Annotated in this window: 13 protein-coding genes; 10 read left to right on the forward strand and 3 right to left on the reverse strand. The window is 75.8% G+C overall.

Features of this window, described 5'->3' with window-relative positions; translation table 11 throughout:
- Positions 1-12: 12 nt before the first annotated feature.
- Together B9L22_RS18670 and B9L22_RS18675 are read right to left on the reverse strand one after the other, a co-directional pair.
- Entirely contained in the window at positions 13-1,095 is a 1,083-nt protein-coding gene (locus B9L22_RS18670) for an adenylate/guanylate cyclase domain-containing protein (RefSeq protein WP_369824877.1), read from the reverse strand.
- A gap of 134 nt (positions 1,096-1,229) precedes the next feature.
- Positions 1,230-2,105, reverse strand: coding sequence for a biotin--[acetyl-CoA-carboxylase] ligase (locus B9L22_RS18675; protein WP_086151475.1), 876 nt, complete (start codon positions 2,103-2,105; stop codon positions 1,230-1,232).
- 154 nt (positions 2,106-2,259) lie between these two features.
- On the opposite strand from B9L22_RS18675, the gene B9L22_RS18680 reads away from it, so the two are divergent.
- The 8 genes from B9L22_RS18680 (at position 2,260) to B9L22_RS18715 (ending at position 10,856) form a co-directional block, all read left to right on the forward strand.
- On the forward strand, positions 2,260-3,891 hold the full coding sequence (locus B9L22_RS18680; protein ID WP_085388242.1) for an acyl-CoA carboxylase subunit beta: 1,632 nt from the start codon (positions 2,260-2,262) through the stop codon (positions 3,889-3,891).
- A gap of 61 nt (positions 3,892-3,952) precedes the next feature.
- On the forward strand, positions 3,953-4,462 hold the full coding sequence (locus tag B9L22_RS18685; RefSeq protein ID WP_085388243.1) for a hypothetical protein: 510 nt from the start codon (positions 3,953-3,955) through the stop codon (positions 4,460-4,462).
- Entirely contained in the window at positions 4,459-4,725 is a 267-nt protein-coding gene (locus B9L22_RS18690) for an acyl-CoA carboxylase epsilon subunit (RefSeq protein WP_233140234.1), read from the forward strand. Before B9L22_RS18685 ends, B9L22_RS18690 begins: the two co-directional genes overlap by 4 nt.
- Positions 4,722-5,435: a hypothetical protein gene (locus B9L22_RS18695; protein WP_086151476.1), complete on the forward strand. Its 714-nt coding sequence runs from the start codon at positions 4,722-4,724 to the stop codon at positions 5,433-5,435. The genes B9L22_RS18690 and B9L22_RS18695 overlap by 4 nt, the downstream gene beginning before the upstream one ends.
- A gap of 10 nt (positions 5,436-5,445) precedes the next feature.
- Entirely contained in the window at positions 5,446-7,188 is a 1,743-nt protein-coding gene (locus B9L22_RS18700; RefSeq protein WP_086151477.1) for a DUF885 domain-containing protein, read from the forward strand.
- A gap of 71 nt (positions 7,189-7,259) precedes the next feature.
- Complete coding sequence (locus B9L22_RS18705) at positions 7,260-8,180, forward strand: AEC family transporter (protein ID WP_086151478.1); 921 nt, start codon at positions 7,260-7,262, stop codon at positions 8,178-8,180.
- 35 nt (positions 8,181-8,215) lie between these two features.
- On the forward strand, positions 8,216-8,875 hold the full coding sequence (locus B9L22_RS18710; protein ID WP_086151479.1) for a nucleoside triphosphate pyrophosphatase: 660 nt from the start codon (positions 8,216-8,218) through the stop codon (positions 8,873-8,875).
- 181 nt (positions 8,876-9,056) lie between these two features.
- Positions 9,057-10,856: a biotin carboxylase N-terminal domain-containing protein gene (locus B9L22_RS18715; RefSeq protein WP_233140235.1), complete on the forward strand. Its 1,800-nt coding sequence runs from the start codon at positions 9,057-9,059 to the stop codon at positions 10,854-10,856.
- Between the two features lie 147 nt (positions 10,857-11,003).
- Here the strand turns inward: B9L22_RS18715 and B9L22_RS18720 are convergent, their stop codons facing one another.
- The gene (locus tag B9L22_RS18720; protein ID WP_369824878.1) at positions 11,004-12,302 is read right to left on the reverse strand and encodes an MFS transporter; all 1,299 of its coding nucleotides are present in this window, start codon (positions 12,300-12,302) and stop codon (positions 11,004-11,006) included.
- A 108-nt stretch (positions 12,303-12,410) separates the two neighbouring features.
- Here B9L22_RS18720 and B9L22_RS18725 point away from each other — a divergent pair, with 108 nt between their 5' ends.
- Together B9L22_RS18725 and B9L22_RS18730 are read left to right on the forward strand one after the other, a co-directional pair.
- Positions 12,411-12,947: an NUDIX domain-containing protein gene (locus B9L22_RS18725; RefSeq protein ID WP_369824882.1), complete on the forward strand. Its 537-nt coding sequence runs from the start codon at positions 12,411-12,413 to the stop codon at positions 12,945-12,947.
- Positions 12,948-13,025: 78 nt separating this feature from the next.
- On the forward strand, positions 13,026-15,041 hold the full coding sequence (locus B9L22_RS18730; RefSeq protein ID WP_086151481.1) for an endonuclease/exonuclease/phosphatase family protein: 2,016 nt from the start codon (positions 13,026-13,028) through the stop codon (positions 15,039-15,041).
- Positions 15,042-15,110: the final 69 nt, after the last annotated feature.

Below are 15,110 nucleotides of genomic sequence, written 5' to 3' on the forward strand. Positions count from 1 at the left end.
CGACGCAGCCGGTCAGCCGCGGTAGGCCCACTGGAGGCGCACGGGCTCGATCGTGCCGAGGCCCTGCACCTCCGTCTCGGGCTGCGCCGTGAGCGCGAACCGCTGGTCGCCGGCGAGCAGGCCCGCGGTCTCGCGGTCGACGAGCACCGTCGTCGGGTCGGCGATGTCGACGAGGCGCGCCGCGAGGTTGACGCTCGGGCCGAACACGTCGCCGAACCGGGACAGCACGCGGCCCCACACGAGGCTCACGCGCACGGGCGGCACGTCGACGTCCTCCTCGCGGCCGCCCGCCGCGGCCAGGCCGAGCGCGACGCGCGCGCCGGTCGCGACGTCGTCGGCCACGTAGAGCACCGCGTCGCCGATCGTCTTGACGACGCGCCCGCCCGCGGCGGTGATGACGTCGCGCGCGCTCGTCTCGAAGAGCTGCACGAACTCGGCGAGCTCGCTCGAGCCGAGGCCGCGCGTGCGCTGCGTGAAGGACACGATGTCCGCGAACCCGACCGCGCGCGGCAGCGGGAGCTCGTGCTCGTCGACCGCGGTCGCGCGGGCGTCGGAGAACTCGACCGCGAACCTCCCGGCGACGGCCGCGAGCTGGCGCCGCCACGCGTGCAGGAGCTGCTCCTCGAGGACGGGCGCGAGCTCGGGCAGCCGGTCGAGCACGAGCAGGCGCGCGCTCGTGTCGTCGAGGTCGAACCGCCGCGTGAGGTGCTCGACGAGCGCCTCGACCTGCCACAGCACGAGGCGCTCGGTCGTGTGCCCCGTCGAGCGGATGAGCGTCGTGAGCGCGCGCTGGTCGAGCTGCTCCTGCTCGGCGAACGCGAACACGTCCGCGAGCGCCTGCGCGTCGCGCTCGGTGAAGGCGTGCTCCTCGCCCTCGGTGAGCGGGAGGCCGAGCGCCTGCCAGTAGGCGCGGACGCGGTCCTCGTCGACGCCGGCCCGCTCGGCGAGCCGTTCGACGGTCAGGGTGCGGGGTCCGCCGAGGAGCGCCTCGTCGAGCACCGCCTCGGTCGCCTCGGCCTCGGTGGTCGGCGCGCCGTCCTCCGCGGTCGTCGCGGACGGTGCGGGGGCGAGCTCGTTCTCCGGGTCCACTGGCACCCGGCGATCCTATTCCTCGGCCGGGCTCGTCGACGTCGGCGGGCGCACGCGAGATCGGCACGCACGACCGCCGATCGGGCCGCGGACCGTCGATCTCGAGGGGCCGTCCGGGGGCGGGTCAGGTGTGGGGCCGGTCAGGCGTGGGGGCGCAGGTGGTGCACGTCGCCGCTGTGGTGGACGGTCGCCGTGCCGTCGTCGAGGCGCACCTCGAGGCCGCCGTCGGGGGCGAGCCCGGTCGCGAGCCCGACGACGTCCCCGCCCGCGACGCGCTCGACGCGCACGCGCGTGCCGAGCGTGGCGCTGACCTCGGCGCAGTCGGCGTCGAGCCCCGCGGCGTGCGCGTCGCCCCCGGCGTCCTGCCAGCGCGCGAGGACCTCGCCGAAGGCCTCGTGCAGCGCGACGAGCACGACCTCCCGGTCGGTGGTCGCGGCCCCGGCGAGGGCGAGCGAGGTGGCGGTCGGGACGGGCAGCTCGTCGCGCCGCTGCGCGACGTTGAGGCCGACGCCGACGACGACCCCGCCGTCGGGCAGCACCTCGGCGAGGATGCCGGCGACCTTGCGCAGCGGTGCGGGCTCGCCCGCGCCGGGGTCGGGGACGAGGACGTCGTTGGGCCACTTGACGACGGCCTCGACGCCGGCGGTGGCGCGCAGCGCGCGGGCGGTCGCGAGGCCGGCGAGCAGCGGGAGCCAGCTGAGGGCCTCGCGCGGCACGTCGGGCCGCAGCAGGAGGGAGCCGAGCAGGGCGGTGCGGGGCGGCGTCGTCCACGAGCGGCCGAGCCGGCCGCGGCCCCCGGGCTGGTGCTCGGCGACGAGGAGCGCGGGGGCGGGCCACGCCGCCGGGTCGTGCGCGACGGCGGCCGCGAGCTCCGCGTTGGTGGACGCGGACTCGGGCACGACCTCGAGCCGGGCGAGCGGACCGGCGGGCGCCACGAGCAGCTCGCGCAGGAAGTCGGCCCGCAGCGGGGGTCGCTCGTCGCCGGACGGGGTCTCGGGGTCGTGCGCGGTCGCCATGCCCGCCATCCTCGCGCACGGCGCGGGCGCCGCACGAGGCGGGGACCGGCCGACCAGCGAGCGGCCGAGTTGTGGGGACCCACCAACCCGGGCCCCCGCGGTGCTGGCGGCGGCCGCATCGAGTGGGTGCGATCCTCCAACTAGGCTCGGGTGCGTGACGGACTCTGCGACGACCTCGCCCGCGACGACCGAGAGCGCCGACGCGCCCCGCCTCACCGGGACCGCGGCGAAGCTCGCCGACCTCGACCGCCGTCGCGCGGAGGCGGTCGGGCTGCCCGAGGAGGCGGCGCGGACCAAGCAGCACGCGCGCGGCAAGAAGACGGCCCGGGAGCGCATCGACGCGCTCCTCGACGAGGGGAGCTTCGTCGAGCTCGACGCGTTCGCGAAGCACCGCTCCCACAACTTCGGCCTGGAGAAGAAGCGGCTGGCGGGCGACGGCGTCGTCGTCGGGCACGGCACGATCGACGGCCGCCAGGTGTGCGTGTACTCGCAGGACTTCACGGTGTTCGGCGGCAGCCTCGGCGAGGTCCACGGGCAGAAGATCACCAAGGTGCAGGACCTCGCGCTGCGCACCGGGGTGCCGCTCATCGGCATCTCCGACGGCGGCGGGGCGCGCATCCAGGAGGGCGTCGCGGCGCTCACGCAGTTCGCGGAGATCTTCCGCCGCAACGTCGCGTCGTCGGGCGTGATCCCGCAGATCTCGCTCATCCTCGGCCCGAGCGCGGGCGGCGCGGTGTACTCCCCCGCCCTCACGGACTTCATCGTCATGGCCGACAAGACGTCGAACATGTTCATCACCGGGCCGGACGTGATCCGCGCCGTGACGGGCGAGGACGTCGGCTTCGAGGAGCTCGGCGGCGGCCTGACGCACAACGAGAAGTCGGGCGTCGCGCACTACCTGGGCAGCGACGAGGACGACGCGATCGACTACGTGCGCCACCTCGTGTCGTACCTGCCGCAGAACAACCTGTCGGACGCGCCGTCGTTCCTGCCCGACGACGTCGAGCTCGCGGTCACGGAGGAGGACGAGGAGCTGGACGCGCTCGTCCCGGACTCGGACTCGCAGCCGTACGACATGCGCACGGTGATCGAGCACGTGCTCGACGAGGGCGCGTTCCTCGAGGTGCAGCCCCTGTTCGCGAAGAACGTGCTGGTCGGCTTCGGGCACGTGGAGGGCCAGTCGGTCGGCGTCGTCGCGAACCAGCCGCTCGCGATGGCGGGCACGCTCGACATCGACGCGGCCGAGAAGGCGGCGCGGTTCGTGCGCACGTGCGACGCGTTCAACATCCCCGTGCTCACGCTCGTGGACGTCCCGGGCTTCCTGCCGGGCGTCGACCAGGAGCACCAGGGCATCATCCGCCGCGGCGCGAAGCTCATCTACGCCTACGCGGAGGCCACGGTCCCGCTCGTCACGGTCATCACGCGCAAGGCGTACGGCGGCGCCTACATCGTCATGGGGTCCAAGCAGCTCGGCGCGGACGTCAACCTCGCGTGGCCGACGGCGCAGGTCGCGGTCATGGGCGCGGGCGGCGCGGTGAACATCCTGCAGCGCGCGGCGCTCAAGCGGACGGCCGACGCGGGCGACGACGTCGAGGCGGAGCGCGCGCGCCTCGTCGCCGAGTACGAGGACGCGATCGTCAACCCGTGGGACGCCGCGGAGCGTGGCTACGTGGACGCGGTGATCCGCCCGTCCGAGACGCGCGTGCAGGTGGTGCGCGCGCTGCGGGCCCTGCGGACCAAGCGCGCGAGCCTGCCGCCCAAGAAGCACGGCAACATCCCCCTGTGAGCGCCGCGGACCGCACGCACCCGACGACCCGCCGCACGAGCGGCCCGAGAGAAGGACGGTCATGAGCCACGAGGACGCCACGCACGGCCCCGCGCCGCTCGGCGCGGTCGACCCGGCACCGATGCACGCCGCCGTCGACGCGCTCGCCGCGGCGCTGCACGAGTACGTCGGCACCGCCGTGGGGGTGCGCGCCGAGTTCGGAGCGTCGGAGGCGGACGAGGACCCGCGCGTCCTCGCGCTCGAGGCGCGCGTCGGCGCGCTCAACGCCCAGCTCTTCGACGTGCTGCACGAGGCGCTCGGCATCCACCCCGACCTCACGTCGTCCGTGTGGGAGCCGACGGAGGGCGAGGAGGCCGACGACGCGGACGCCTCCCCCGCGGACCTGGAGGACGACACGTTCACCCTGGAGTACGTCGTCGTCTCGCGCCCCGGCGGGCCGGACCTGGACGACGTCGTCGGGCTGCTGGACTCGTGGGGCCACGAGGCGCAGGCGCGCCTCACCGAGGCGGGCTACGACGTCCCGGAGTGGGGCGTGGGCCGCGGCACGGACGAGCACGAGGACGACGCGTGAGCGAGCAGCAGCCGGTGGGCACCACCCCGAGCGTGCGCGTCGTGCGCGGCGCCCCGGACGAGCTCGAGGTCGCCGCGCTCGTGGCCGGGCTCGCCGCGGCGGCCGCGGCCGGCGACGTGCCCGACGACGTCGCGCCCGTGGACGAGTGGACCAACCGCGCGCGCGTGCTGCGCGGGACGGGCGACGGCGCGACGGCGAAGAGCTTCGGCGGCCGCTCGGGACGGCACAACGCCGACTCCTGGCGCTGGAGCCTGCGCTCGTGACGACGCCCGGCCCCTCCCCGCGCGTGCGGCGGCTGCCCGAGCGGGCGGTGCTCGTCGAGCAGGCTCCGACGGCCGACGCCGTCGAGGCCGACCCGACGGCGCTGCCGCCGGTCGCGCCCGTCGCCGCGTGGCGACGCTGGGCCTGGGCGGTCGCCTTCGTGCCGACGGTCGCGCTCCTCGTCTACCAGCGCGCGGGCGCGGCGCGCGGCTGGCCCGTGCCGGAGGCGCTCGTGGTCGTCGCGACCCTCGGCCTGCTGCTGACGGCCGTGCTCGCGCTCGTCCGCTACCAGGACGACCGCGCCGCGGCGCGCCTCGCGCGCGGTCGCGACGCGCTGCTCGCCGCCCCCGTCCGGGCCACGGGCACGCTCACCGTGCCCGCGCCGGCCACCGACGACCCGCAGCCCGGTGCGCACGACGTGCGCGGGACGCTCGTCGTCACGACGGCATCGGGCGTGGCGACGGCACGGCCGGTGCGCGTCGTCGTGCCCGCGGGCACGACGGCCCCGCGCCCGGGCGACCCGGTCGCCGTCTGGCACGCGGCCGACGACGAGGACGCGACCGGCGTGCTGCTCGTCCGCTACCAGCGCGACTGGGCCGACGACCTGCTCGCCGCGCTGCGCGGGGGCGGCCCGGCCGCGGACGACGGGGCAGACGTGGACGGGCCGGACGAGCCCGAAATTCGCACGGAGCGCTCGCCCCGCGCCGAGTAGTCTCGTCCGGGTGAGCGACACCACCACCACCCCCGCCGGCGCCTCCGCCGGGACCCCCGACCGCACCCCCACGCCGATCGACGCCGTCGCCGAGGCGTACGTCACGCGGGTCGCCGAGCTCGACCCGCTGGCCGCCACCTCGATGGGCCTGTCCGGCTACGACCACCTCGTCACCGACCTGTCCCCCGCCGGGCACGAGGCGCGCGCCGAGGCCGACCGCGCGGTGCTGCGCGAGCTCGACGGCCTCGAGCCGGTCGACGACGTCGACCGCGTCACCCTCGCGGCGATGCGCGAGCGCATCGGCCTGCAGCTCGAGCTGCACGAGGCCGGCGAGCCGCTCGCGAGCCTCAACAACATCGCGTCGCCCGTGCAGGAGCTGCGCGACGTCTTCGACATCATGCCGACGGGCACCGTCGAGGCGTGGGAGAACATCGCGGCCCGCCTCAGCGGCCTTCCCGGTGCGATCGACGGCTACATGGCGTCGCTCGCGGAGGCGGCCTCGCGCGGCAACGTCGCCGCGATCCGCCAGGTGCGGATCGGCGTGGCGCAGTCGCGCGAGCTCGCCGACCCGCAGGGCTCCTTCTTCACGACCTTCGTCTCGGGTCCCGAGGCCGACGCCGTCCTCGACGACTCCTCGGCGTGCTCGCTCGTGCGCAAGGAGCTCGAGCACGGCGCCGCCGCCGCGCGCGAGGCGTACGGCCGGCTCGCGGACTTCCTCGAGACGACCCTCGCCCCGCAGGCCCGCGCCGAGGACGCCGTCGGCCGCGAGCGCTACGCCCTCTTCTCGCGCACGTTCCTCGGTGCCGAGGTCGACCTCGACGAGACGTACGCGTGGGGTCTGGAGGAGCTCGCGCGCGTCGTCGCGGAGCAGGAGGAGATCGCGCGCCGCATCGCCGGTCCCGGCGCGAGCGTCGAGGACGCGGTCGCGGCGCTGGACGCCGACCCGAGCCGCAGGCTGCTCGGCAAGGACGCGCTCAAGGCCTGGATGCAGGAGACGTCGGACGCCGCGGTCACCGCGCTGAACGGCGTCCACTTCGACATCCCCGCGCCGGTGCTCGACCTCGAGTGCATGATCGCGCCGACGCAGACCGGCGGGATCTACTACACCCCGCCGAGCGACGACTTCTCCCGCCCGGGCCGCATGTGGTGGTCCGTCCCCGCGGACGTCACCGAGTTCAACACGTGGCGCGAGAAGACGACCGTCTACCACGAGGGCGTCCCCGGTCACCACCTGCAGTGCGGCCAGGCCGTGTACGCGCGCGCGACGCTCAACACGTGGCGCCGCCTCGCGTGCTGGGTCTCGGGCCACGGCGAGGGCTGGGCCCTGTACGCGGAGCGCCTCATGGCGGACCTCGGGTTCCTCGACGACGACGGCGACCGCCTCGGCATGCTCGACGCGCAGCGCATGCGTGCCGCGCGCGTCGTGCTCGACATCGGCGTGCACCTCGGGCTCCCCGCGCCGCAGGAGTGGGGCGGCGGCACGTGGGACGCCGACAAGGCGCTCGCGTTCCTGCGCGCCAACGTCAACATGCCCGACTCGTTCGTGCGGTTCGAGCTCGACCGCTACCTCGGCTGGCCGGGGCAGGCGCCGTCGTACAAGGTCGGGCAGCGCCTGTGGGAGGCCACGCGCGACGACGCACGCGCCGCGGCGCAGTCGCGCGGCGAGCAGTTCGACGCGAAGGCGTTCCACGAGCGTGCGCTCAACCTCGGCTCGGTGGGCCTCGACGTGCTGCGCGACGCGCTCTCGTCGTGACCCCCGCGCACGACCGGCCCGGGACGGCGGCGCGCCGTCCCGGGCCGGCCGGCGTCCGGGCGTCCTGACCCGTGGGCGCCGTCCTCACCGGCTTCGCCGTCATCGCCGTCGTCGTGGCCGCCGGCTACGTCACCGCGCGCCTGGGCATCGGGGGTCCCGACGCGCGGACCGCGCTCAACCGCGTCGGGTTCTTCGTCGCGAGCCCGGCCCTGCTGTTCACCGTCCTCGCCCGGGCCGAGGTCGCCGCGCTGTTCCAGGCGCCCCTCGCGGTGGCCGCGACGTCCGCCGTCGTCACGGCCGGCGTGTTCGTGGTCGTCGACCGGCTCTGGCTGCGGCTGCCCGCCCCCGAGGCGACGGTCGGCGCCGTCGGCTCCGGCTACGTGAACGCGAACAACATCGGCCTGCCCGTCGCGGTCTACGTGCTGGGCGACGCGACGGCCGTCGTGCCGGTGATCCTGCTCCAGCTCCTCGTGCTCGCGCCCGTCACGCTGCTCGTGCTCGACGTGATGACGAGCGGACGGGCGTCGTGGCGGCTCGTCCTCGCCCAGCCCGTGCGCAACCCGATCATCCTCGGGTCGCTCGCGGGCGCCGTCGTCTCCGTGAGCGGCTGGACGCCGCCGGTCGCGGTCATGGCCCCGCTCGACATCCTCGGCGGGGCCGCGATCCCCATGATCCTGCTCGCGTTCGGCATGTCGCTGCACGGCACGCGCCCGCTGCGGCGCGGCGAGCCGCGCGCGGCCGTGGGCGTCGCGAGCGCCGCCAAGCTCGTCGTCATGCCGGTGGTCGCGTTCCTCGTCGCCCGGCTCGTGCTCGGGCTCGACGACGCGGCCGTCGCCTCGGCGGTGACGCTCGCCGCGCTGCCCACCGCGCAGAACGTCTACAACTACGCGGCGCGGTTCGGGCGCGGCGAGATCCTCGCGCGCGACACGATCCTCGTCACGACGGTCGGCTCGCCCGTCGTGCTCCTCGTCGCCGCGCTGCTCCTCGCGTAGCCGGGGCGGCGAGCCGCGCCGGGTAGTCTGCGCGGGTGCTCCGACTGCTCCTCGCCTCCCGCTCCCCCGCCCGCCTCGCGACGCTCCGCGCGGCCGGCGTCGACCCGCTCGTGCGCGTCTCCGGGGTCGACGAGGACGCCGTGCTGCGCGACGCCGCCGCGGAGCGCGGCGGGCTCGCGCCCGTCGACGCCGTGCTCGTGCTCGCGCGCGCCAAGGCGGAGGAGGTCGTGCGCACGCTCGACCCGGCCGCCGCAGGGACGCCGGAGGACGACGCCGCGCTGCTCGTCGGGTGCGACTCGATGCTCGAGCTCGACGGCGACGTGCTCGGCAAGCCCGCCGACGCGGACGACGCGCGCGCCCGCTGGCGCGCCATGCGGGGCCGTGCCGGCGTCCTGCACACCGGGCACTGGCTCGTGGACCTGCGCCCGGCCGACGCCGGGGGGACGGCCGCCGCCGTCGGCGCGACGAGCTCGACCGTCGTGCACTTCGCCGACCTCACCGACGACGAGATCGACGCGTACGTCGCCACCGGCGAGCCGCTCCACGTGGCCGGCGCCTTCACGGTCGACGGCCTCGGCGGGCCGTACGTCGAGCGGATCGAGGGCGACCACCACGGCGTCGTCGGGATCAGCCTGCCGCTCGTGCGGTCGCTCCTGCGCGAGGTCGGCGTGGCCTGGCACGCGCTGCGCGCCTGACGTGCTGCGCGGCGCCCGTTGTCGAGGCCGGACAACGCCGCGCACCTCACGGAGCCCAGGGACAGGCCGCTATGGAGGTTTCCGACAACCGCCCTCGGCGCGGCTTGGCTTGTTCTCCAATCTTGTCCGGTACCGCGCGCAGGAGCGTGAACCGCGCCGTGCGCACGCGTTACCGTGAGCCGTGCCCGCGAACCCCACCCGCCCCCTGAGCAAGGTCCTCGTCGCCAACCGTGGCGAGATCGCCGTCCGGATCGTGCGCGCGTGCGCCGACGCCGGCATCGCGTCCGTCGCGGTCTACGCCGACCCCGACCGCCAGGCCCTGCACGTGCACCTCGCCGACGAGGCGTTCGCGCTCGGCGGCACGCGCGCGGCCGAGACCTACCTCGACATCGCGAAGCTCCTCGACGTCGCGCGCCGCTCCGGCGCCGACGCCGTGCACCCCGGGTACGGCTTCCTCGCCGAGAACGCCGAGTTCGCGCAGGCCGTGCTCGACGCCGGGCTCGTCTGGATCGGCCCGCCGCCCGCCGCGATCGACGCGCTCGGCGACAAGGTCAGCGCCCGCCACATCGCGCACCGTGCGGGCGCCCCCCTCGTGCCCGGCACGCCCGACCCGGTCGCCGACGCGAGCGAGGTCCACGCGTTCGCGGCCGAGCACGGGCTGCCCATCGCGATCAAGGCGGCGTTCGGCGGCGGCGGCCGCGGCCTCAAGGTCGCACGCACCACCGACGAGATCGACGAGCTCTACGAGTCCGCCGTCCGCGAGGCGACCGCGGCGTTCGGGCGCGGCGAGTGCTTCGTCGAGCGGTACCTCGACACCCCCCGGCACGTCGAGACCCAGTGCCTGGCCGACGAGCACGGCACGGTCGTCGTCGTGTCCACGCGCGACTGCTCGCTCCAGCGTCGCCACCAGAAGCTCGTCGAGGAGGCTCCCGCGCCGTTCCTCAGCGCCGCGCAGGAGGCCGAGCTGTACAAGGCGTCCGAGGCGATCCTCCGGGAGGCCGGGTACGTGGGCGCCGGGACGTGCGAGTTCCTCGTCGGCGCCGACGGCACCATCTCCTTCCTCGAGGTCAACACCCGCCTGCAGGTCGAGCACCCCGTCTCCGAGGAGGTCACCGGCATCGACCTCGTGCGCGAGCAGCTGCGCATCGCCGCCGGGGAGCCGCTCGGGTACACCTCCACGCAGGTGCGCGGCCACTCGATCGAGTTCCGCATCAACGGCGAGGACCCGGCGGCCAACTTCCTCCCCGCCCCGGGGCGCATCACGCGCCTGCGGTTCCCGTCCGGGCCGGGCGTGCGCGTCGACTCCGGCGTCGTCGAGGGCGACACGATCTCCGGCGCGTTCGACTCGATGATCGCCAAGCTCGTCGTCACCGGCGCCACGCGTGAGCAGGCCGTCCAGCGCGCCCGCCGCGCCCTGCGCGAGCTCGAGGTCGAGGGCATCCCGACCGTCGTCCCGTTCCACCGGGCCGTGCTCGACGCCGAGGCGTTCGTCCCCACCGACGACGAGCCGTTCCGCGTGCACACCCGGTGGATCGAGACCGAGTTCGCCGACCGGCTCGCCACGCTCGCGCCGGCCCCGGCGGCGCCCGCGGACGAGGACGACGAGCCGCTCGCGACCGAGCGCGTCGTCGTCGAGGTCGGCGGCAAGCGGCTCGAGGTCGTGCTGCCCGCCGGGCTCGGCATGGCCGCCGGGCGCGCCCGCACCGCCAACGCCGCCCGACGCCCCGCGCGCCGCAGCGCCGCGAAGTCCAACGGCGGCGGCTCGGGCACGACGCTCGCCTCGCCCATGCAGGGCACCATCGTCAAGGTCGCCGTGGCCGACGGCACCCAGGTCGCCGAGGGCGACCTCGTCGTCGTGCTCGAGGCGATGAAGATGGAGCAGCCCCTCCTCGCCCACCGCGCCGGCACCGTCCGTTCGCTCTCGGCGACCGCGGGCGCGAGCGTCAGCTCGGGCACCGCCATCTGCGAGATCGTCGACTGACCTGCGCGTCCCGCTCCGGCGGCTGACGGGACAGACGCGGCCCTCCCGAGATCGGTACCTCCGACCGAGCTCGGCACCCGGGGTCGTGATCGGCAGCAGAGACTGCCGATCACGGCCGCGAGTGCCGAGCTCGCCGTCTGCCTGCCGTCAGCCGGGCTGGGCGGCGGCGCGCATCGCCCGCCGTCCCGAGGGCAGCGCGACGGCGACGGTCACGACGACGAACATGAGGACCCCGGAGACCACGAGCAGCGACTCGACGGAGAAGCGGTCCGCGAGCGGGCCGAACACGACCATGCCGAGCGGCATCGAGACCGCCATGACGATGCCGACGAACCCGAAGACCCGGCCCTGGCGCTCCGGCTCGACGGTCTCCTGGAGCACGGTCATCGACGTCGTGGAGAAGGGCGGCACGGAGAGCCCGAGCAGGAACATGAAGACGAAGAACACCCACATGTTCGTCGAGACGCCCATCGCGACCGACAGCAGGCCGAAGACGAACGTCGAGCCGACGATCATCGCGATCCGGTTCTTGAGGCCGCCCCACGTCGCGAGCAGCACGCCCCCGAGGAGCATCCCGACGGAGAACGCGACCTCGTTGACGGTGAGCTTCCAGACCTCCTCGCCGAAGGTGCGCGCGACCATGAGCGGCGTGAGGTACGACGGCGCGACGATGAGCAGGAACACGACGGCGTAGAGGCCCAGCACCCACCGGACGAACGGGTGCGACCCGAGGTAGCGGAACCCTTCGACGAGGTCGTCGAAGTACCCCGCACGCTCGCCCGGGGCGGCGCGCGCGAGGGTCGGGACGGGCACGAGCAGGAGGAGCCCGATCCCGACCACGGCGGTGACGACGTCGACGAAGAACACGGCGACCAGGGACAGGCTCGCGTACAGGGCGGCGGCGACCGCGGGCGCGAGGAGCATCATCGCGGACTGGATCGACTGGTTGATGCCGTTGACCCGCAGGAGCCTGCTCGTGGGCACGATCTGCGGGAGCAGCGCCGCGACGGCCGGGGTCTGGACGCCGGCGCCCGTCGAGCGGACCGCGAGCGCGGCGTAGATGAGCCAGAGGTCGTCGGCCCCGCCGAGCATGAGGAGCGCGAGCGCCAGCGTCGTCACGGCGATCGTGGCGTCGGCGGCGATGACGAGCACCTTGCGGTTCACCCGGTCCGCCCACACGCCGCCGAAGATGGAGACGACGGCCTGCGGCAGGAACCCGAACAGCGTGCTCAGCGCGAGCACCGAGCCGGACTTGGTCTCGATCGTCAGGTGCCACATGACGGCGTACTGGACGAGCATCGAGCCGAACAGGGACACCGTCTGCCCCGACAGGAACACCGCTGTGTCCCGGCGCCACCGGGGCCGGGCGAGCGTGTCGTCCTCGGCGGGACGGTCGACGGCGTCCGCGGGTGCGGCGTCGGTGTTCTCGTACGGCGTATGGCTCACCCGGACATCGTGCCGGGCGCCACCCACACGGTCCACGGAATTCGCCGACGGCGCACCGCCGCGCGCGGCGGGGCACGGCACCGGGCTGGCAGCATGGGGCTCGTGACGATCCCGACCGCCCCCCGCGACCCCGACGAGCCGCCGACCCGGCTCCCCCGCCACCTCCAGCCCGGCGACGGCTGGGTCGAGTGCGCGTGCGGACGCCGGCACTGGGGGCTGTTCGGGGCGGCCGGGCTGCTCCTCGCCCGGCGCGACGGCGCCGGGCGGCCGACCGACGTCGTGCTCCAGCACCGGGCCCCGTGGTCCGACCAGGGCGGGACGTGGGGCGTGCCGGGGGGCGCCGTCGGGCCGGACGAGACCGCCGCGCAGGGAGCCCTGCGCGAGGCGGAGGAGGAGGCGGGGATCGACCCCGCGGCCGTGCGCGTCGTGGGCGAGCGCGTGCTGGACCACGGCCCGTGGCGGTACACGACGGTCCTCGCGGAGGTCGTGGACGGCACGCCGGTCGAGCCGCGCGCGACCGACGCCGAGAGCATCGAGGTCCGGTGGGTCCCCGTCGACGACGTCGCGGGCCTCGACCTCCTCCCGGCCTTCGCGGACGCCTGGCCGGGGCTGCGCGCCCTGCTGGAGGGCCCGGCCGAGGGCTGAGGAGCCCGGGCGCCGACCCCGCCCGGGCCGGACGCCCGCCCTGTGCCACGCGCGCCCGGGGCGGTAGCGTCACACCTCGTGAACCCCGCGCCGGCCCCCGTCGTCCCGCGCGACCGCGCCGACCTCGCCCTCCTGCTCCTCGTCGTCACCGTCACGGCGACGGTGGTCGAGCTCGTGCGGTCGAGCGGCCCGCTGCTCGACCACGCGTTCTCCGCGGGGGTCGTCACCGTGGCCCTGACGGCCCTCGCGACGTACGCGGCGCCGGGGCTGCTCGTCGCCATGATCGCCGCGCGGCTCGAGCTCACCGGCCGCGTCGTGCTGCTCGCCGTCTCCGCGCTCGTCGTGGCGCGGCTCGTGCTCCAGGGGCTCGGCACGGCGATCGCCTCGGGCGCGGACCTCGGGCTCGTCCGGTACGGCGTGGGCCTGGCGACCGTCGCGCTCGGGATCGGCGTGCTCGTCCTCGTGGCGGGGTTCACGAGCGGCGTCCGCGCGGGCGCGGCCGACGGCCTCGCGCGGGGCCGCCTCGTGGCCCTGGGCGTCGTGCTCGGCGCGCTCCTCGCCGCGGCGCTGAGCGCGGTCTTGGGGACGTGGGACGCCTACTGGCGGGCCGACGTCGGCGCGTGGGTCGTGACGGTCGTCGTCACGGGGGCGGCGCTCGCCTGCGCGTGGGTGCTGCGCGGGCGCGACGCCCTGCCGGGGTCGCGCGGGCTGTGGGTGCTCGGCCCGTTCGTCGCGCTCGCCGTGCAGGTGCTGGTCAACCCGGCGTTCGCGGCGGCGCAGACGGGGGTCGCGCTCCCGTTCGCGGTCGCCGGGCTCGCCGTCGCCGCGCTGCTCACGGCCTGGGCCGTCCCGCGCCCCGCGCGGTCCGGTCCCGGTGCGGTGTGGCTCCCGCCCGCGGTGCTCGTGGTGGGCGTCACCGTCGTCCTGCTCGCGGTCCCCCGCCTCGACGGGCCGGGCGCGTGGGGCTGGGTGCTGCTCGCCCTGCTCGTGCTGCTGGTCCCGGTCGCGGGGCGCTCGCTCGCCCTCGCACTGACCCGCCCGGCCCTCCCGCTCACGTGGCTCCGGCTCGCCGGCGCCGCGAGCGCCGCGGGTCTCGGCGTCGCGGTCCCGCTGCTGGGCTACCAGCTCGAGTACGACGTGCCGCTGCCGTTCCCCCACACCCTGCTGCCCGTCGCGGCCGCCCTCGCCGTGGCCGTCCCCGCCGTGGCCGCGGGAAGGCGTGCGCACCGCGCCGCGCCGACCCCGGACGACGAGCGGCCCGCCCCTCGGGAGCGCGGGCCGCTCGCGCTCGCCCTCGGGGGCGCGGTCGCGCTGCTCGCGCTCGTCGGCGTCTCCCAGGTCCACGTGCCGACGACGACGTCCGCCGTCGCCGACTACCCGGTGGGCGACCTCCGGCTGCTGGACTGGAACCTGCACTACGGCGTGAGCGCCGACCCGTCGGTCCGGCTCGACGAGATGGCGGCGACGATCACGGAGTCCGGGGCCGACGTCGTGACCCTCCAGGAGGTGTCCCGTGGCTGGGTGCTCGGCGGCGGCGCCGACATGGCGACGTACCTCGCGCGCGCCACGGGCATGCGGGTCGTCTTCGCGCCCGCGGCCGACCGCCAGTTCGGCAACGCGATCCTCTGGGACCCGCTGCGGGGCGACCTCTCCGACGTGGTGCGCCACGCCCTCCCCTACGGCGCCGGCCCCCAGGAGCGCTCGGCCGTGTCCGCCACGGTCGACGCCGCGGGCGTCCCGGTGCGCGTCACGTCGGTGCACGTGCAGCACCGCGAGGAGAACACCCCGACCCGCCTCGACCAGCTCGACGCTCTCCTCGCCGTCGAGCCGGTCGAGGACGCGTACGTCCTGGCGGGCGACCTCAACGCGGAGCCCGGCTGGGACGAGATCGCCCTCCTCGAGGACGCCGGTCTCGAGAGCGGGCAGGACGTCGCGGGCGACCCCGCGGCGCTCACGTCCCCCGCCGTGGCCCCGGCGCACCGCATCGACTGGGTCCTCGGCTCCCCCGCGGTGACGTTCCGGTCGGTCGAGGTCCTCGACGTCACGACGTCCGACCACCGCCCGCTGCTTGCCGAGCTCCGCGCGCAGGACTGAGACCCGTCCCGGCCACCTCGGCCCGGGATCCCGGCGCCCGCGGCCCGACCCGGGCGCGGGGCCGCGGGG

The organism is Cellulosimicrobium sp. KWT-B (assembly GCF_002127155.1).
Classification (GTDB): domain Bacteria; phylum Actinomycetota; class Actinomycetes; order Actinomycetales; family Cellulomonadaceae; genus Cellulosimicrobium; species Cellulosimicrobium funkei.

What these genes read in the sequence shown, in the direction of transcription:
- B9L22_RS18675 (WP_086151475.1), bottom strand. Translation starts at nt 2,105, where the DNA reads ATGGCGACCGCGCACGACCCCGAGACCCCGTCCGGCGACGAGCGACCC.
- B9L22_RS18685 (WP_085388243.1), top strand. Translation starts at nt 3,953, where the DNA reads ATGAGCCACGAGGACGCCACGCACGGCCCCGCGCCGCTCGGCGCGGTC.